The sequence below is a fragment of the Actinoplanes sp. NPDC000266 genome (genome assembly GCF_042899005.1).
Lineage (GTDB): Bacteria > Actinomycetota > Actinomycetes > Mycobacteriales > Micromonosporaceae > Actinoplanes.
In genome coordinates this window covers 262,228-279,200 of sequence record NZ_JBIAZI010000011.1, presented here as the reverse complement: position 1 = coordinate 279,200, position 16,973 = coordinate 262,228, and the positions used below count along the sequence as shown (strand labels likewise).

The window sequence follows — 16,973 nt, the reverse complement described above, 5'->3', positions numbered from 1 at the left end:
CGTACCCCACGACTAGAGTTCTCCGACGTGAGCGACGACGCCGAGACCCCCCGTTTGCTGCTGCTCGACGGCCACTCGCTGGCCTACCGGGCGTTCCACGCGCTGCCCAAGGAAAACTTCAGCACCCAGACCGGGCAGCACACGAACGCGGTCTTCGGGTTCACCTCGATGCTGATCAACATGCTGCGCGACGAGAAGCCGACGCACATCGTGGTCGCCTTCGACGTCTCGCGCATCTCGTTCCGCACCGAGAAATACCCGGAGTACAAGGCCGGCCGGTCGGCGACGCCGCCCGAGTTCCAGGGCCAGGTCAGCCTGGTCAAGGAGATCCTCGACGCGCTGCGCATCCCCTATGTCGAAAAGCCCGGCTTCGAGGCCGACGACGTCATCGCCACGCTCGCCACCCAGGCCCGCGAGGCCGGCATGGAGGTGCTGATCTCCTCCGGCGACCGGGACGCCCTCCAACTGGTCGACGAGCACACCACGGTCCTCTACCCGAGCCGCGGCGTCTCCGAGGTCTGGCGGATGACCCCCGCGCTGGTCGAGGAGAAGCAGCTCGTGCCGCCGCACCTCTACCGCGACAAGGCCGCCCTGGTCGGCGAGACCAGCGACAACCTGATCGGTGTCCCCGGCGTCGGGCCCAAGACGGCGGCCAAGTGGATCACCGAATACGGCGGCATCGAGGGCGTCGTGGCCAACGCCGACAAGATCAAGGGCAAGGCGGGCGACAACCTGCGGGCCCACCTGTCGTCGGTGATGCTCAACTACGAGCTCAACGCACTGCGGAAAGACCTGGAGCTTTCGGTACGCCCACAGGACGTCCGCTGGCACGGCTGGGACCGCGAGGCCGTGCACCAGGTATTCGACGCGCTCGAGTTCCGGGTGCTCCGCGAGCGACTCTACTCCTACCTCGAGTCGGTCGAGCCCGAGGCCGAGTCCGGCTTCGACCTCGAGGGCCGGGTGCTGCGCCCCGGCGAGGTCGCGGCCTGGCTGACCGCGCACGCGCAGGCCGCGCCCGTCGGCGTCGCCGTCACCGGCACGTTCGGCCGCGGCACCGGCTCGCTCACCGGCATCGCGGTCGCGACCGGCGACGGGCCGGCGGCCTGGTTCGACCCGGCCGCCCTCGACGAGGCCGACGAGCAGGCCGTGGCCCTCTGGCTCGCCGACCCCGACCGGCCCAAGGTCGTGCACGACGCCAAGCCGGCCTCGCTGGCCATGCGCGCGCACGGCTGGCGCCTCGGCGGCGTCCGGATCGACACGGCGCTGGCGGCCTACCTCGCCAAGCCCGACCAGCGGCAGTACGACCTCACCGACCTGGCCCTGCGCTACCTCAAGCGCGAGCTGCGCGTCGAGGAGCCCCAGACGGGCCAGCTCGACCTGCTGGCCGGCGTGGAGGAGGAGGGCGGCGCCGAGGAGAGCGTCATGCTGCGCGCCCGGGCCACGCTCGACCTGGCCGACGTGCTGACCGAGGAGCTCTCGCGCGACGGCGGCGAGTCGCAGACCCTGCTGACCGAGGTCGAGCAGCCGCTGTCCGAGGTGCTCGGCGAGATGGAACACCTGGGCATCGCGGCCGACACGGTCTACCTGTCCGAGCTCGAGGCCCACTTCGCGGCCGAGGTGAAGGCGGCCCAGCAGGCGGCGCACGAGGTGGTGGGCCGCGAGTTCAACCTCGGCTCGCCCAAGCAGCTCCAGCAGATCCTCTTCGAGGAGCGCAACCTCCCCAAGACCAAGAAGATCAAGTCGGGCTACACGACGGACGCCGACGCTCTGCAGAACCTGTTCACGCAGACCGGCGACCCGCTGCTGGAACACCTGCTGCGCCACCGCGACGTGGCCAAGCTGAAATCGACTGTCGACGGCCTGCTCAAGTCGGTCTCCGACGACGGCCGCATCCACACGACGTTCAACCAGACCGTCGCCGCCACCGGCCGCCTGTCGTCGACCGACCCCAACCTGCAGAACATCCCGATCCGCACCGAGGAGGGCCGGCGCATCCGCCGCGCGTTCGTGGTCGGCGAGGGCTTCGAGACGCTCATGACGGCCGACTACAGCCAGATCGAGATGCGCATCATGGCCCACCTGTCGGAGGACGAGGCCCTGATCGCCGCCTTCAACTCGGCCTTCGACTTCCACGCGGCCACCGCGTCCTCGGTCTTCCACGTCCCGGTCGAGGAGGTCGTCCCCGACCAGCGCCGCAAAATCAAGGCCATGAACTACGGCTTGGCGTACGGCCTGAGCGCCTTCGGCCTGTCCAACCAGCTCACCATCCCGGTGGAAGAGGCCCGGGGCCTGATGGACGAATACTTCGAACGTTTCGGCGGCATCCGCGAATACCTCGACAAGGTCGTGAGGCAGGCCGGAAAGGACGGCTACACGGCCACCATCCTGGGCCGCCGCCGCTACCTGCCCGACCTGTCGAGCGACAACCGCCAGCGCCGCGAGATGGCCGAGCGCATGGCCCTGAACGCCCCCATCCAGGGCTCAGCCGCCGACATCATCAAGGTAGCCATGCTCCGCGTCGACAGGGCCATCCGCGAGTCCGGCCTCAGTTCCCGCATGCTCCTGCAGGTCCACGACGAGCTGGTCTTCGACGTGGCCCCCGGCGAGCACGAGCCGCTGGAGGCCCTGGTACGCCAGGAGATGGGCAACGCCCACCCGCTGTCCGTCCCCTTGGAGGTCTCCGTAGGCTCCGGCCGCGACTGGAACGGCGCCGACCACTGACAGCCGCGGCCCACCCTCAGGACGGGCCGCCGCTCTGGCCGCTGTTGGTCCGGCGGGCGCTGAGCGCGCCGAAGACGGTGCCCGCGGCGAGGGCACCGGCGGCGAAGGCCAGGAACCACCACCAGAAACCGTCCCCGGCACCCGGGACCGCGCGGACCACCACGACGGCGAGCGCGCCCACCGGCAGCGCCCCGGCCAGCGGGCCGGCGGCCGCCCGGGGCTGCCGGGCCACCCCGATCGCCAGCGGCACGATCAGCGGCAGATAGCCGACCAGGAAGAGCGTGCGCACCTCCGACTGGAAGAACACCGACCACGCCCCGGCCAGAAGCGCGCCCAGCGCCACCGCCGCCACCGTCTGGACCGCCATGAAGCCCGCGCCCGCCCGGGGTGGCGCCGGCGCGCCGGCATCGTCCGGCTCGCCCATGCCGAGCCACATCCCCGTCACCTGGAGCAGTTCCCGCACCGCCACCCGAACGCTCATGCCGGCCAGATTAGGTAGCCCGCACCACATGGTGCCGGAGGGTGAGGGGATCGCGGCCGGGTGTGGTTGCGGGGCTCTGTAAGTGTGTGGCTCATGACTAGCCACACGATGGGGGCGGCCCTGAGCGGGCCGGTGGGCGGAGCGGCGACGCTGGGGCGGGGGCCCCTCGACGCCGCGCAGGCGGACGCCTATGCGCCGATGTTCAAGGCGCTCGGTGATCCGGTGCGGCTGCGGCTGCTCTCGATGATCGCCTCGGCGCGGGGTGGTGAGGTCTGCGTCTGTGACCTCACGGGGGCCTTCCACCTCACCGGGCCGACGATCTCGCACCACCTCAAGGTGCTGCGGGAGGCCGGCCTCGTGGACAGCGACCGCCGCGGCACCTGGGTCTATTACCGGATGATCCCGGCCGCCCTCGCCGTGCTCGGTGGGCTGCTCGACTTGGGAGTTCTGGCCGGCTGAAGGTTTTCATGCCTTCTACGACAAGCGGGCCGTCCGCCGCGTTGCAGCCGGGCGCCTACTTTTTCAGCGGGTCGTGGCCCCAGTTCATCAGCGAGTACCGCCACTTCGTCTCCGACACGTCGCCCGGCGGGCGCTGTGCCTGGTGGCGGTGGACGTAGCCGACCACCTTGCGCATGTGCTCCTCGTCGGCGCCCGTCAGGTCGGCCTTCTTCTTGCCGAGGATCTTGACGATCTTGCGGCCGGAGTCGTGGCCCACCGACTCGCCGCCGTTCGACGGCTTCTGGCCCACCTCGCGGGACTCGCCGGTCTTCAGCCACTTCTCGATCTCGCCGGCCGTCATGTTCACCGCCGACGTGAACTCGGCGTACGTGTCCTCAGCCATGGTGCAGCGCGCCCGGCTTGTGAACCGCCTCGCGGCCCGTCTTGTCGCTCTTGACCTTGTACTGGGGATCGTCGGGGGAGGCGTCCACCGTCCGGCCCGCGGCCGAGGTGCGCTTGGTGATCTTCTCTTCGACCTTGCCGTGCACGGTCTCGCCGTGGCTGCGCCAGGTCACCTCGTCGCCCTTTTTCGGATCTTTCGTCATGGACCGGGTGGTACCCCGGGAACGAGCCGGCTAACAAAGATCGCGGTGCCCGGGAAGAGCCGCCCCCTCAGCGGGCTCCATTGCCCCCACGTCTCCTCGTGACCGGAGGGCCACTCCGGCTCGACCAGGTCACGCAATTCGAAGCCGGCCGCCACCAGTTCCCGTACGCGGTCGCCCAAGGTCCGGTGTTGCTCGATGTAGGTGACCTGCCCCGACTCGTCGCGTTCCACGTACGGCGTCCGGTCGAAGTACGAGTTCCGGGCGATCAGCCCGCTCTCGTCCGGCTCGTCCCAGAAGATCCAGCGCATCGGGTGGGTGACCGAGAAGACCCAGTCGCCGCCCGGCTTCAGCACCCGCGCCACCTCGCGCATGGCCGCCGCCGAATCGGGCACGAAGGGGATCGCGCCGAAGGCCGTGCAGACAATGTCGAATACGCTCTCCGCGAACGGCAACGCCAGCGCGTCGGCTTGCACCAGCGGCACCGTCACGCCCGTACGCTCGGCCGCGCCGCGCGCGTGCCGCAACATTCCCGCCGAGAGATCGAGCGCGACCACCTCCGCGCCCTGCCCGGCGAGCCACCGCGCGCCCGCCGCGGCGCCGGCGCCGAGTTCCAGGACCCGCTTGCCGCGGACGTCGCCGAGCAGGTGGGCATCGGCCTCACGCAGGCCCTCGGGACACCACACGAAGTCGAGATCTCCCAGGAAGGAGCCGTGCTCGGCCTGGTACTCGTCGGCGTCCGAGTCCCACCATCCGCGGCTCGCGCGGCGGCTCTCGGCGTCGGTCGGCGCGTTTTCGATCACTGGGCCAAGGTAGCCGCGGGGCGAGCCGCCGTCACTATTCGGCATATTAGGGGCATGGTGTGGGGTTTCGGGTCAACATTGTGCCGCGCTCGTCAGGAGGGCTTGCAACCTGTGGTAATGCGCACGGTAAGCTAGTCGATGCGCTCGCGGATCGTGTACCTCGGCAGGGAGCAGGTTCCGTGGTCGTCGGTCTCGACATGATCGACTGGTCGTCAACCTGGTTGCTCGTGCCGTGCCCGCCGGCAGTTCCGTGGAGCGCGAGAGACACCACGACACCCATCCGTTCGGAGCAACAGTCCACATGACGAGCAGCATCGAGGCCACCTCGAGCGCCAACAAGGTCACCGTCGACGATCTCGGTTCTGAGGAAGCTTTCCTCGCCGCCATCGACGAGACCATCAAGTACTTCAACGACGGCGACATTGTCGAAGGCACCGTCGTCAAGGTCGATCGGGACGAGGTCCTGCTCGACATCGGCTACAAGACCGAGGGTGTCATCCCCTCGCGCGAGTTGTCGATCAAGCATGACGTGGACCCCGCGGAAGTGGTGTCGGTTGGTGACCACATCGAAGCCCTCGTCCTCACCAAGGAGGACAAGGAAGGTCGCCTGATCCTCTCGAAGAAGCGTGCGCAGTACGAGCGCGCGTGGGGCACCATCGAGAAGATCAAGGAGGACGACGGCGTCGTCCGCGGCTCCGTCATCGAGGTTGTCAAGGGTGGCCTCATCCTCGACATCGGCCTCCGTGGCTTCCTCCCGGCTTCGCTCGTCGAGATGCGCCGTGTCCGCGACCTGCAGCCGTACGTCGGCCGCGAGCTCGAGGCGAAGATCATCGAGCTGGACAAGAACCGCAACAACGTGGTCCTGTCCCGCCGCGCCTGGCTCGAGCAGACGCAGTCCGAGGTCCGCACGGAGTTCCTCAACAAGCTCCAGAAGGGCCAGGTCCGCAAGGGCGTCGTCTCCTCGATCGTCAACTTCGGCGCCTTCGTCGACCTGGGCGGCGTGGACGGCCTCGTGCACGTCTCCGAGCTCTCCTGGAAGCACATCGACCACCCGTCCGAGGTTGTCGAGGTCGGCCAGGAGGTCGAGGTCGAGGTGCTCGACGTCGACCTGGACCGCGAGCGCGTCTCGCTGTCGCTGAAGGCGACCCAGGAAGACCCGTGGCGCCAGTTCGCCCGGACCCACGCGATCAACCAGATCGTGCCGGGCAAGGTCACCAAGCTGGTTCCGTTCGGCGCCTTCGTCCGCGTGGACGACGGCATCGAGGGCCTGGTGCACATCTCCGAGCTGGCCGAGCGGCACGTCGAGCTGCCCGAGCAGGTCGTCCAGGTGGGTTCCGACGTTCTGGTCAAGGTCATCGACATCGACCTCGAGCGTCGCCGCATCTCGCTGTCGCTCAAGCAGGCCAACGAGAACTTCGTGGAGGGCGAGGAGCACTTCGACCCCACGCTGTACGGCATGGCCGCCACGTACGACAACGAGGGCAACTACATCTACCCGGAGGGCTTCGACCCGGAGACGGGCGAGTGGCTCGAGGGCTTCGACAAGCAGCGCGAGGCCTGGGAGAAGCAGTACGCCGACGCGCGCGAGCGCTGGGAGGCCCACACCAAGCAGGTGCAGGCGTCCCGCGAGGCCGACGCCGAGGCCGCGCTCAACCCGGTCCCGGCCGGCACGGGCACGACCACGTCGTCCTCGACCTCGTCGTCCTCTTCGACGAGCTCGTCGGCCCCGGCGCGTTCGTCCGAGGAGCCCGCGGGCACCCTGGCCACCGACGAGGCCCTCGCCGCTCTGCGCGAGAAGCTCGCCGGCGGCAAGAGCTGATCTCAGCTCTGACTCCAGCAGCACGCTGAAGGCCGTCCCGACTCCGGTCGGGGCGGCCTTTCGCCGTTGAGGCGCGGCGCCGATAGTCGGCCCGTGCCTTTCGCCGTCTGGGCCCGGCGGCGATACTTGGCTCGTGCTGAGGGTGGGACTGACCGGCGGGATCGGTGCGGGCAAGAGTGCTGTGGCGCGGCGGCTGGCCCGCCACGGGGCGATCATCATCGATTCCGACCTGCTCGCCCGCGAGGTGGTGGAGCCCGGCACGCCCGGCCTGGCCGAGGTGGTGGCGGCGTTCGGGGCCGGCGTGCTGACGGCCGAGGGCGCCCTCGACCGGCCGGCCCTGGCCGCCAAGGTCTTCGGCGACGACGAGGCGCGGCGCCGTCTGGAAAAGATCATTCATCCCCGTGTACGCCGGAGGGCCGCCCAGCTGCACGCGGAGGCCGGCCCGGACGCGATGGTCGTCAACGACATCCCGCTGCTGGTCGAGACCGGCCAGACCTCCTCGTTCCACCTGGTCATCGTTGTCGAGGCCACCCGCGGGACCCGGGTCCGGCGCCTGATGAAAACCCGTGGGATGACCGAGGAGCAGGCCACCGCGCGCATCGCCGCGCAGGCCGGCGACGATCAGCGCCGGGCCGCGGCCGACGTCCTGCTGATCAACGACGGTTCCCTGGGCGAGCTCGAGAAACAGGTGGACACCCTGGTCAAGGAGCGCTTGGTCCCGTACGAGCGGAACGTCCGCACGCGCACCTCGGCCCGGCCCCCGCGCGATCTGCACATCGCCGAGCCCGACCCGCGCTGGCCGGTGACGGCCGAGCGGATCATGGCAAGGATCCGGCACGCCCTGCGCGACCACCCGCAGATCACGGTGTCGCACATCGGCTCGACCGCCGTGCCGGAGCTCCCGGCCAAGGACATCATCGATCTCATGCTGGCCGTGCGGACCCTCGACGAGGCCGATGAGCTGGCCGGCCTGCTCGGTGACGCCGGTCTGCCGCGGCGGGCGGGTGAGTGGGTGGACAACGCGCGGGGCCTGCCCGGCGAGACCTGGCCCAAGCGGCTGCACGGCTCGGCCGATCCCGGGCGCCCGGTCAACCTGCACGTCCGGGTGGCCGGCTCGCCCGGCTGGCGGTTCGCCCTGCTCATGCGCGATCACCTACGCTCGGTGCCGGAGGCCCGCGAGGGCTATGCGGCGGCCAAGGCCGCGTGGGCTCAGGAGCACAAAGACCGTTTCACGTACGGCGAGGCGAAGGAACCCTGGTTCGACGAGGAGGCCCTGGCCGCCGACGAGTGGGCCGAGGCCACGGGATGGCAGCCGTCCTAGCCGAACCGCCGCGGAAAGAGTCAGGCGCTCGCGGCGGCCGGTCTGCGCTGGGCGCGACCGCCGTGGGTGCGCGCGCCGGACAACCGGGGCGCATCGACCACGGGCCGGACGAGAGGACCGTGTGGTGGCCCCGCTCGATGCCGGTGGGCCGCCGCGAGCGGCCTACCCGACCAGGCTAAGTGACGTGGGCAACAGCAACAATGCCGTCCGGTGGGGCCGAATGTGCACCCTCCGCACGCGGGTTCGCTCAGGGCCGACGCGGCCGCCCCAAACTTGTCATACCCCCGACGTACGGTAGTTCCCATGGCGCTCGACATCCCACGACTCGACGGCCGATTCGAGGTCGTCAGCGAATTCCAGCCGGCTGGTGACCAGCCCGCGGCCATCGCTGAGCTGGAGCGACGGGTCCGGCGCGGCGACCGCAACACGGTGCTGCTCGGCGCAACTGGTACCGGTAAGAGCGCTACCTCGGCCTGGCTGATCGAGAAGCTCCAGCGGCCGGCGCTGGTGATGGCTCCGAACAAGACCCTGTGCGCCCAGCTCGCCAAGGAGCTGCGCGAGCTGCTGCCGAACAACGCTGTCGAATACTTCGTCAGCTACTACGACTACTACCAGCCCGAGGCGTACATCGCACAGACCGACACCTACATCGAGAAGGACTCGTCGGTCAACGAGGAGGTCGAGCGGCTGCGCCACTCGGCCACGATGTCGCTGCTTACCCGGCGCGACACGATCGTGGTGGCGACGGTCTCAGCGATCTACGGACTGGGCACGCCGCAGGAATACCTGGAGCGCGCGGTCAAGGTCAAGGTCGGCGGCGAGATCGACCGTGACCAGCTGCTGCGCCGCCTCGTCGACATCCAGTACGCGCGCAACGACATGTCCTTCCAGCGCGGCACGTTCCGGGTCCGGGGCGACACCCTCGAGATCATTCCGGCGTACGAGGAGCTGGCCGTCCGCGTCGAGCTGTTCGGCGACGAGGTCGAGAAGCTCTACTACCTGCACCCGCTGACCGGCGACATCGTGCGCGAGGTCGACGAGCTGGTCATCTTCCCGGCCACCCACTACGTGGCCGGTCCCGAGCGGATGGAGCGGGCGATCCGCGACATCGAGGCCGAGCTGGAGGAGCGGCTGGCCGAGCTCGACCGGCAGGGCAAGCTGCTCGAGTCGCAGCGACTGCGCATGCGCACCACGTACGACATCGAGATGATGCGCCAGGTCGGCTTCTGCAACGGCATCGAGAACTATTCGATGCACATGGACGGCCGCACGCCCGGTGAGCCGTCGTACACGTTGCTCGACTACTTCCCCGACGACTTCATCACCATCCTCGACGAGTCGCACGTGACGATTCCCCAGATCGGCGGCATGTACGAGGGTGACGCCTCCCGCAAGCGCATCCTCATCGAGCACGGTTTCCGGCTGCCGAGCGCCGCCGACAACCGGCCGTTGCGCTTCGACGAGTTCCTCGATCGGGTCGGGCAGATGGTGTTCCTGTCCGCGACGCCCGGGCCGTGGGAGATGCAGGAGGCCCAGGGCGAGTACGTGGAGCAGGTGATCCGCCCGACCGGCCTGGTCGACCCGCAGGTCGTGGTCAAGCCGACCAAGGGCCAGATCGACGACCTCATGCACGAGATCAAGCTGCGGACCGACCGCGACGAGCGGGTCCTGGTGACGACCCTGACCAAGAAGATGGCCGAGGATCTCACCGACTACCTGCTGGAGAACGGCATCCGGGTGCGTTATCTGCATTCCGAGGTCGACACGCTGCGCCGGGTCGAGCTGCTCAAGGAGCTGCGCAAGGGCGACTACGACGTGCTGGTCGGCATCAACCTGCTCCGTGAGGGCCTCGACCTGCCCGAGGTGTCGCTGGTGGCGATCCTCGACGCCGACAAGGAGGGCTTCCTGCGCAGCGGCCGGTCGCTGATCCAGACCATCGGCCGTGCCGCCCGTAACGTGTCGGGCGAGGTCCACATGTACGCCGACAAGATGACGCCGTCGATGCGCGACGCGATCGAGGAGACCGACCGGCGCCGGGCGAAGCAGATCGCGCACAACGAGGCGAACGGCATCCAGCCGCAGGCCCTCCGCAAGAAGATCCACGACATCCTCGACGACATCTACCGCGAGGCCGAGGACACCGACGCCGCGGTCAACCCGATGGTCGGCGGCGGCGGCCGGCAGATCTCCCGCGGCAAGGCCCCGGTCCCCGAGACCCGTTCGAAGGGCCGCGGCGCGGCGGCGGCCCCGGCCCGCGAGGGCATGGCCCGCACCGAGCTGGCCCAGCTCATCCAGGACCTGAACGAGCAGATGCTGGCCGCGGCCCGCGAGCTCCAGTTCGAGCTGGCGGCCCGCATCCGCGACGAGATGGGCGAACTGAAGAAGGAACTGCGAGGCATGGACGCGGCCGGCGTCAAATAGTGGTCGATGTCTCCCGGCGGCTCGCCTAAGCTGCCGGGATGACCGCCATCGATCAGACCGGCTGGTCCAGCCTGACGGGCGTGCCCCCGGAGCTGGTGTCCTTGGCCGAGCGCTGCTTCGAAGCCGACGGCGGCCTCCCGTTGGCCACCGAACCGGCTTTCCTGGCCCGCCGCTGGTCGTCCCCGGGCGCCGTGGCTTTCGCCCTGCGCTCCTCGTCCGCGGTCGGAGCCTCATCGGCGGCGGCCCCTTTGGTGGCGGCGGGCGCGGTCCGGCCCATCGCGGGCGGCGCCGCCTTCACCGGCTTGGTCGATCCCGCCGCTCGCGGGCGGGGCCTCGGCGCCCGGCTGCTGGACCGAGGACTGGCCGAGGCCCGGGCCTTGGCCGCTGCGGCCGGTGCGGTCACGGTGGAGATCGAGTCGTTGACCGACGATGCGGATGCGCTGTTCATCTCTCGTGGGCTGCGGCGGGTCTTTGCCGAGGACGTCATGCGAATCGATCTCAGTGGGCCGCCGCCCAAGCCTGCCTGGGTGGACGGTGCGACCGTGGTGTCGTGGTCGTCCGAAGTCGGGCGGCGGTTTCACGCGGTCTACGAGGCCGCGTTCCGGGAGCGGCCGGGCTTTCCGGGCGACCCGGCCGACGAGTGGATCGCCGAGAACGAAGAGGACGAAGACTTCCGGCCGGGGAGTTCGCTGCTTGTCAGCGTGCCCGGGGTCGGGGACGCCGGCTTCGTGACGGCGGCGCAGGACTGGATCGTTCAAGTCGGTGTGGTGCCGGCGGCCCGCCGGCGTGGTCTGGGCGCCGCCCTCGTCAGTGAGGCGCTCGGCCGGCTGCGGGCCGGCGGCAGCGACCACGCCTGGCTCACGGTCAACCTCAACAACCCGGGGGCGGCGGCGGTCTACCGGCGCCTCGGCTTCGAGCATCGAGGCCGCCGGGCCCGTTACCGAACCGAGGCGGAGGGTACGCGGAGCGCATGATTCGCTGGGTGGACGTCTTTCTGGACCGGCCGGTCGGAACTCTCGACGCGGCGGTCTCCTTCTGGGCCGAAGTGACCGGGTCGGAGCCCCGGCCTCAGCACGACCCCGGGTTCGTGCGGCTGGGCACGGCCGCCGGGGACGACTGGATCGAGATTCAAGGTGTGCGCTCGGGTGCGGGCGGCACCCACCCCGACCTGTGGGTCGACGATCCGGCCGCGTTCACCGGGCGGGTCCTCACGGCCGGCGCCTCCCTGGTCACCGATCACGGCGACTGGGTGACGCTGCGCTCGCCGGGTGGGCTGGCTTTCTGTGTGGCCAAGTGGCGTGATCAGGGCGTACGGCCGAGGCCTTTTGCCGGACCCGGCGGCGTGACCACCCGGCCCCACCAGATCTGCGTCGACGTCGGCCCGGCGGCCTTCGACGACGAGGTGCGCTTCTGGGAGATCGCCACCGGCTGGCGCCTCGACCCCGGCGAGCTGGGGGAGTTCCGCCGTCTTCAGCCCGAGCCGCCGATCCCGGTCCGGTTCCTGATCCAGCGCCTCGACGAGGAGCGGCCCATCTCGGCCCACCTGGACGTCACCTGCTCCGACATCCCGGCCGGGCGCGCGTGGCACGAGTCGCTCGGTGCGACCTTCGTGGGCGAGTGGCCCTACTGGACCACCCTGCGTGACCCCGCCGGTGGCACCTACTGCCTCACCAAGGGCGACCCGGCCCTCGACTAGCTGGCCGGGACGTCCAGGAAGTGCTCGACCAGGGGCGGGGTGGCGAAGTACTTGCCGATGTGACCCCGCCACTGGGTGTAGCGGTCGGTGCCGCGGAAGTTCTCCAGGTGGGCCTCGACGCTCTCCCACTCGACCAGCAGGACGAAGCGGGACGGCGACTCCACGCCGCGGGTCATCCGGACCGAGAGGCAGCCCGGCGTGCTCGCCAGGATCGGCCTTCCGGCCTGGTAGGCCGCCGCGAAGGCGTCCTCTTCACCGGGGGTGATGTCGATCAGCGCGACCTCGAGAACCATGATCGCAGCCTGCCACACGAGGGAGTGAACTAGCCTCCTAGGAAGGCTTAAAGGGGTGTGCGGGTGGGCATTGGGTGACGTAACGGTGAAGCCACGAAGGGTGACAAGTGTCCTGGTTGAGAAGTTTGGCCGAGAGGCTGGACACCCTTTGCCAGGGTCCACTGCCAATGTCGCCGGGTATGCGTCACAATGGCTGCCGTAGGAGGGGAGTATTCCCCCGTGCCGGTCTCGTCAACACGGAGCGCCCTCGAGGGCGTGCCCGGGGCCGGCGGTCGCGATTCCCCGCTTCACGCGGGATGCGGCGGAAGAGACCTCCGACAGTCGCACGTCGCTGTTCTCACGCGATCTTCGAGTGGGCGCAGCGTCGAACCGTGTCTGCCGGAGGTTCCTGTTGAACGTCTCCACCTGGGTGTGGATCGTCACCCTGGTCGCTCTCGTCGCCGTCCTCGCCGTTGATCTGCTGATCATCGGGCGCCGGCCGCACGAACCTTCGATGAAGGAGTCCGGGAGCTGGGTCGCGTTCTACGTCGCGCTCGCTCTGGTCTTCGGTGTCGGTGTCTGGGTCGCCGCGGGCGGCAATTACGCCGCCGAGTTCTACACGGGCTGGTTGACCGAATACTCGCTGAGTGTCGACAACCTGTTCGTCTTCGTGATCATCATGGCCCGCTTCGCGGTGCCCCGGCAGTTCCAGCAGAAGGTGCTGCTGATCGGCATCGTGCTGGCGCTGCTCATGCGGGGCGCCTTCATCGCCGCCGGCGCCGCGCTGATCTCGGAGTTCTCCTGGGTCTTCTACCTGTTCGGCGCGTTCCTCGTCTACACCGCCATCAACCTGCTGAAGGAGGGTGAGAACGACGAGGAGGACTTCAAGGAGAACATCCTGATCCGCTGGGCCAAGAAGGCCCTTCCGGTCTCGTCGTCGTTCGAGAGCGGCAAGATGACAGTGGTCACCGAGACCGGCAAGCGGCTGTTCACGCCCCTGCTGATCGTGATGATCGCGATCGGCACGACCGATCTGCTGTTCGCGCTCGACTCCATTCCGGCGATCTTCGGCATCACCAAGGAGCCGTACCTGGTCTTCACCGCGAACGTGTTCGCGCTGATGGGCCTGCGGCAGCTGTTCTTCCTGCTCGGCGGCCTGCTGGAGAAGCTGGTCTACCTGAACATCGGGCTCGCGGCGGTGCTGGCCTTCATCGGCGTGAAGCTCTTCCTCGAGGCGCTGCACACCAACAGCCTGCCGTTCATCAACGGCGGCCACGAGGTGCACTGGGCGCCGGAGATCCCGATCTGGCTATCCCTGCTGATCATTCTGGGCACGCTGGGCGTCGCCACCGCGGCCAGCCTGGTGAAATCGTCGAGGGACAGAAAGAAAGAGCTGGTTTAGCCGTACGGATAGTCGAAAGCGCCCCGGATCTTCGCGATCCGGGGCGCTCCTCGTTCCAGGGACTACTTGGCGTGCTTGCGGCGGGCCGCCTCACGTCCACGGGTCTGCTGGTCGAGGATGACCTTGCGGATGCGGATCGCGGCCGGGGTGACCTCGACGCACTCGTCCTCGCGGCAGAACTCGAGGGCCTGCTCCAGCGACAGCTTGCGCGGCGGGATCACCTTTTCGGTGTTGTCGGCGCTCGCGGCACGCATGTTCGTGAGCTTCTTCTCCTTGGTGATGTTGACGTCCATGTCGTCCTCGCGAGAGTTCTCGCCGACGATCATGCCTTCGTACACCTCGGTGGTCGGCTCGACGAAGAGCGAGCCCCGCTCCTGGATGTTGATCATGGCGAACGGGGTGACCGCGCCGGCCCGGTCGGCGACCAGGGAGCCGTTGTTGCGCGTGCGCAGCTCGCCGAACCACGGCTCGTAGTCCTCGAAGAGGTGGTGCATGATGCCGGTGCCGCGGGTCTCGGTCAGGAACTCCGTACGGAATCCGATCAGGCCCCGGGCCGGAACCAGCCACTCCATGCGCAGCCAGCCGGTGCCGTGGTTGATCAGCTCCTCCATGCGGCCCTTGCGGGTCGAGAGCAGCTGGGTGATGGCGCCCATGTACTCGTCGGGGGCGTCGATCGTCAGGCGCTCGACCGGCTCGTGGACCTTGCCGTCGATGGTCTTGGTGACCACCTGCGGCTTGCCGACGGTCAGCTCGTACGACTCGCGGCGCATCTGCTCGACCAGGATGGCCAGGGCGAGCTCGCCTCGGCCCTGCACCTCCCAGGCGTCGGGGCGCTCGGTCGGCAGCACGCGCAGCGAGACGTTACCGATCAGCTCGCGGTCGAGGCGGTCCTTGACCATGCGGGCGGTGACCTTGGCCCCCTTGACCTTGCCGACCAGCGGCGAGGTGTTGGTGCCGAGGACCATCGAGATGGCCGGCTCGTCGACGGTGATCAGCGGCAGCGGGACCGGGTTCTCGGCGTCGGCCAGGGTCTCGCCGATCATGATGTCGGCGATGCCCGCGATGGCGATGATGTCGCCCGGGCCGGCGCTCTCGGCCGGCTTGCGGTCGAGGCCCTCGGTGATCAGCAGCTCGGAGATGCGCACGTTGCTGATCGTGCCGTCGGTCTTGCACCAGGCCACGGTCTGGCCCTTGCGGATCGTGCCCTCGTGCACGCGGCAGAGCGCGAGCCGGCCCAGGAAGTTGGACGAGTCGAGGTTGACCACGTGCGCCTGGAGCGGCGCGTCCTCGGTGTAGGTCGGGGCCGGGATGGTCTCGAGGATCGTGCTGAACAGCACCTCGAGGTCGGTCGAGTCCTCGGGGACGGTGCCGTCCTTGGGCTGGGTCAGCGAGGCGATGCCGTCGCGGGCGCAGGCGTAGACGATCGGGAACTCGATCTGGTGCTCGTCGGCGTCGAGGTCGAGGAAGAGCTCGTACGTCTCGTCGACGACCTCCTTGATGCGGGCGTCGGGACGGTCGACCTTGTTGATGATCAGGATGATCGGGAGCTTGGCCGCCAGGGCCTTGCGGAGCACGAAGCGCGTCTGCGGCAGCGGGCCCTCGGAGGCGTCGACGAGCAGGGCGACACCGTCGACCATGGTGAGGCCGCGCTCGACCTCGCCGCCGAAGTCGGCGTGGCCCGGGGTGTCGATGATGTTGATGGTGACGGGGTCACCCTCGGCGGGCTGGTAGCTGATCGCCGTGTTCTTGGCGAGAATGGTGATGCCCTTTTCCCGCTCCAGGTCCATGGAGTCCATGGCGCGGTCGGCCATCTCGCCGCGCGCGTGGGACTGGCTCCCCTGGCGCAGCATGGCGTCGACCAGGGTTGTTTTGCCATGGTCGACGTGAGCGATGATGGCGACGTTGCGTAGGTCGGTGCGGGTCTGCATGGAACCATTGTCCCCGGTGTTGGTTGCTGTCGCGGGCCGGGGTTGGATCGACGGTACCGCTTCCACATCCCGCCTGGTTTGTCCGTTATGGTGGCCAGCCTTTAAGGGACGGCTTAAGGGTCAGCGCGTCCGGGCCGAGATCTGTAGCGTCCGCATCGATTCCGCTGACGGGGAAAGGTCGGACCGACATGGCTCGGAGGACGTGGGCGCTGGGACTGGTCGCGTTGCTGGTCGCGGCCGGGTGCGGCTTGGGTGGCAAGGACGAGGACACCGCGGCTGGTGACCCGGCGCCGTCGGCGGTGGCGGCCAGTGACGCGGGCGAGCCGGAGTTCGAGCCGGTCACCGAGAGCCCGTCACCGGAACCGGTGGAAACCACCTCCACGGCGCCCTCCAAGAAGCCCGCGACGAAGCCGGCGAGCACCGAGCCGACCGAGCCGCCGTTCTGGAGCCAGTTGCCCGACTGTGCTCACTACGACAAGACCAAGCCGGTCTCCAAGACGAAGGTCAAGGCGGCGCTCAAGGCGGCCGCCGGCAAGACCTACTGGCGCACCGAGGCCCCGTCGCTGCGGATCAACTACCCGCTGATCAAGGCGGTGTCCTGGCAGGAGAGCGGCTGGCAGAGCAACATCCACAACTGCGACGGCGGCGCCGGCGTCATGCAGGTCATGCCCGACACGGTCAGCATGATCAACAACCGGTTCGGCCTGTCGTACGACTCGTCGGTGTTCAACCAGAACGTCCTCGTCGGCGGCAACTATCTGGCCTGGCTGACGAAGTGGGGCGGAGACAGGTACTTCGGCGGGAGCTACAACCTGAGCGCGTCCAAGTGCAAGTCGGCGACCTCGTGGTGCCTGCTGAACGTGGTGATCTCCGGCTACAACGCGGGCGCCGGCGGCGTCGAGCAGGCCGCCGCGACCAAGGAACTGCCCAACCCGGACTACGTGGCGTCGGTGCGCGCGCTGATGAAGCGGTGCCAGTGCGACCAGTACTAGAAGCCGAGTTACACTAGTCGAGGTACCCGAGACCCACCGCCGTTTTGACCTCTTTAAAGCGCCGGTAGTAAGGTCTC

Annotated in this window: 15 protein-coding genes; 9 read left to right on the top strand and 6 right to left on the bottom strand. The window is 68.9% G+C overall.

What is annotated here, in order from left to right:
* Positions 1-27 precede the first annotated feature (27 nt).
* Complete coding sequence (polA, locus tag ACFY36_RS38840) at positions 28-2,721, top strand: DNA polymerase I (protein WP_499750887.1); 2,694 nt, start codon at positions 28-30, stop codon at positions 2,719-2,721.
* A gap of 16 nt (positions 2,722-2,737) precedes the next feature.
* Here the strand turns inward: polA and ACFY36_RS38835 are convergent, their stop codons facing one another.
* The gene (locus tag ACFY36_RS38835; RefSeq protein WP_499750886.1) at positions 2,738-3,202 is read right to left on the bottom strand and encodes a hypothetical protein; all 465 of its coding nucleotides are present in this window, start codon (positions 3,200-3,202) and stop codon (positions 2,738-2,740) included.
* Positions 3,203-3,295: 93 nt separating this feature from the next.
* Here ACFY36_RS38835 and ACFY36_RS38830 point away from each other — a divergent pair, with 93 nt between their 5' ends.
* Positions 3,296-3,661 carry an ArsR/SmtB family transcription factor gene (locus ACFY36_RS38830; protein WP_499750885.1) on the top strand — a complete coding sequence of 122 codons (366 nt, stop codon included), beginning with the start codon at positions 3,296-3,298 and terminating at the stop codon, positions 3,659-3,661.
* Positions 3,662-3,716: 55 nt separating this feature from the next.
* On the opposite strand, the gene ACFY36_RS38825 is transcribed toward ACFY36_RS38830, so the two are convergent.
* From ACFY36_RS38825 to ACFY36_RS38815, 3 genes are read right to left on the bottom strand one after another with little or no spacing between them, the layout of a single operon-like run.
* Entirely contained in the window at positions 3,717-4,043 is a 327-nt protein-coding gene (locus ACFY36_RS38825; RefSeq protein WP_499750884.1) for a DUF3140 domain-containing protein, read from the bottom strand.
* Positions 4,036-4,245, bottom strand: coding sequence for a hypervirulence associated TUDOR domain-containing protein (locus ACFY36_RS38820; protein WP_499750883.1), 210 nt, complete (start codon positions 4,243-4,245; stop codon positions 4,036-4,038). The genes ACFY36_RS38825 and ACFY36_RS38820 overlap by 8 nt, the downstream gene beginning before the upstream one ends.
* On the bottom strand, positions 4,242-5,045 hold the full coding sequence (locus ACFY36_RS38815) for a class I SAM-dependent methyltransferase (protein WP_499750882.1): 804 nt from the start codon (positions 5,043-5,045) through the stop codon (positions 4,242-4,244). Before ACFY36_RS38815 ends, ACFY36_RS38820 begins: the two co-directional genes overlap by 4 nt.
* Before the next feature lie 301 nt (positions 5,046-5,346).
* Here ACFY36_RS38815 and rpsA point away from each other — a divergent pair, with 301 nt between their 5' ends.
* The 5 genes from rpsA (at position 5,347) to ACFY36_RS38790 (ending at position 12,302) form a co-directional block, all read left to right on the top strand.
* Positions 5,347-6,864, top strand: coding sequence for a 30S ribosomal protein S1 (rpsA, locus tag ACFY36_RS38810; protein WP_499750881.1), 1,518 nt, complete (start codon positions 5,347-5,349; stop codon positions 6,862-6,864).
* 133 nt (positions 6,865-6,997) lie between these two features.
* Positions 6,998-8,185 carry a dephospho-CoA kinase gene (gene coaE, locus ACFY36_RS38805; protein WP_499750880.1) on the top strand — a complete coding sequence of 396 codons (1,188 nt, stop codon included), beginning with the start codon at positions 6,998-7,000 and terminating at the stop codon, positions 8,183-8,185.
* Between the two features lie 303 nt (positions 8,186-8,488).
* Positions 8,489-10,606: an excinuclease ABC subunit UvrB gene (uvrB, locus tag ACFY36_RS38800; protein ID WP_499750879.1), complete on the top strand. Its 2,118-nt coding sequence runs from the start codon at positions 8,489-8,491 to the stop codon at positions 10,604-10,606.
* A gap of 38 nt (positions 10,607-10,644) precedes the next feature.
* Positions 10,645-11,580, top strand: a complete 936-nt coding sequence (locus ACFY36_RS38795) for a GNAT family N-acetyltransferase (protein WP_499750878.1) — start codon at positions 10,645-10,647, stop codon at positions 11,578-11,580.
* Positions 11,581-11,588: 8 nt separating this feature from the next.
* The gene (locus ACFY36_RS38790; RefSeq protein WP_499750877.1) at positions 11,589-12,302 is read left to right on the top strand and encodes a VOC family protein; all 714 of its coding nucleotides are present in this window, start codon (positions 11,589-11,591) and stop codon (positions 12,300-12,302) included.
* Here ACFY36_RS38790 and ACFY36_RS38785 read toward each other — a convergent pair.
* Positions 12,299-12,595 carry an antibiotic biosynthesis monooxygenase family protein gene (locus tag ACFY36_RS38785; RefSeq protein ID WP_499750876.1) on the bottom strand — a complete coding sequence of 99 codons (297 nt, stop codon included), beginning with the start codon at positions 12,593-12,595 and terminating at the stop codon, positions 12,299-12,301. The genes ACFY36_RS38790 and ACFY36_RS38785 overlap by 4 nt on opposite strands.
* A gap of 391 nt (positions 12,596-12,986) precedes the next feature.
* On the opposite strand from ACFY36_RS38785, the gene ACFY36_RS38780 reads away from it, so the two are divergent.
* Positions 12,987-13,976 (top strand): TerC family protein, encoded by a 990-nt coding sequence (locus tag ACFY36_RS38780; RefSeq protein ID WP_499750875.1) that lies wholly within the window; start codon positions 12,987-12,989, stop codon positions 13,974-13,976.
* Between the two features lie 62 nt (positions 13,977-14,038).
* On the opposite strand, the gene typA is transcribed toward ACFY36_RS38780, so the two are convergent.
* The gene (gene typA / locus ACFY36_RS38775; RefSeq protein ID WP_499750874.1) at positions 14,039-15,904 is read right to left on the bottom strand and encodes a translational GTPase TypA; all 1,866 of its coding nucleotides are present in this window, start codon (positions 15,902-15,904) and stop codon (positions 14,039-14,041) included.
* 188 nt (positions 15,905-16,092) lie between these two features.
* On the opposite strand from typA, the gene ACFY36_RS38770 reads away from it, so the two are divergent.
* On the top strand, positions 16,093-16,896 hold the full coding sequence (locus ACFY36_RS38770; RefSeq protein WP_499750873.1) for a transglycosylase SLT domain-containing protein: 804 nt from the start codon (positions 16,093-16,095) through the stop codon (positions 16,894-16,896).
* The last annotated feature ends 77 nt before the right edge of the window (positions 16,897-16,973 follow it).

Coding starts and splice junctions, on each gene's coding strand:
- ACFY36_RS38835 (WP_499750886.1), bottom strand. CDS start 3,202: ATGAGCGTTCGGGTGGCGGTGCGGGAACTGCTCCAGGTGACGGGGATG.
- ACFY36_RS38830 (WP_499750885.1), top strand. CDS start 3,296: ATGACTAGCCACACGATGGGGGCGGCCCTGAGCGGGCCGGTGGGCGGA.
- ACFY36_RS38825 (WP_499750884.1), bottom strand. CDS start 4,043: ATGGCTGAGGACACGTACGCCGAGTTCACGTCGGCGGTGAACATGACG.
- ACFY36_RS38820 (WP_499750883.1), bottom strand. CDS start 4,245: ATGACGAAAGATCCGAAAAAGGGCGACGAGGTGACCTGGCGCAGCCAC.
- rpsA (WP_499750881.1), top strand. CDS start 5,347: ATGACGAGCAGCATCGAGGCCACCTCGAGCGCCAACAAGGTCACCGTC.
- uvrB (WP_499750879.1), top strand. CDS start 8,489: ATGGCGCTCGACATCCCACGACTCGACGGCCGATTCGAGGTCGTCAGC.
- ACFY36_RS38795 (WP_499750878.1), top strand. CDS start 10,645: ATGACCGCCATCGATCAGACCGGCTGGTCCAGCCTGACGGGCGTGCCC.
- ACFY36_RS38785 (WP_499750876.1), bottom strand. CDS start 12,595: ATGGTTCTCGAGGTCGCGCTGATCGACATCACCCCCGGTGAAGAGGAC.
- typA (WP_499750874.1), bottom strand. CDS start 15,904: ATGCAGACCCGCACCGACCTACGCAACGTCGCCATCATCGCTCACGTC.
- ACFY36_RS38770 (WP_499750873.1), top strand. CDS start 16,093: ATGGCTCGGAGGACGTGGGCGCTGGGACTGGTCGCGTTGCTGGTCGCG.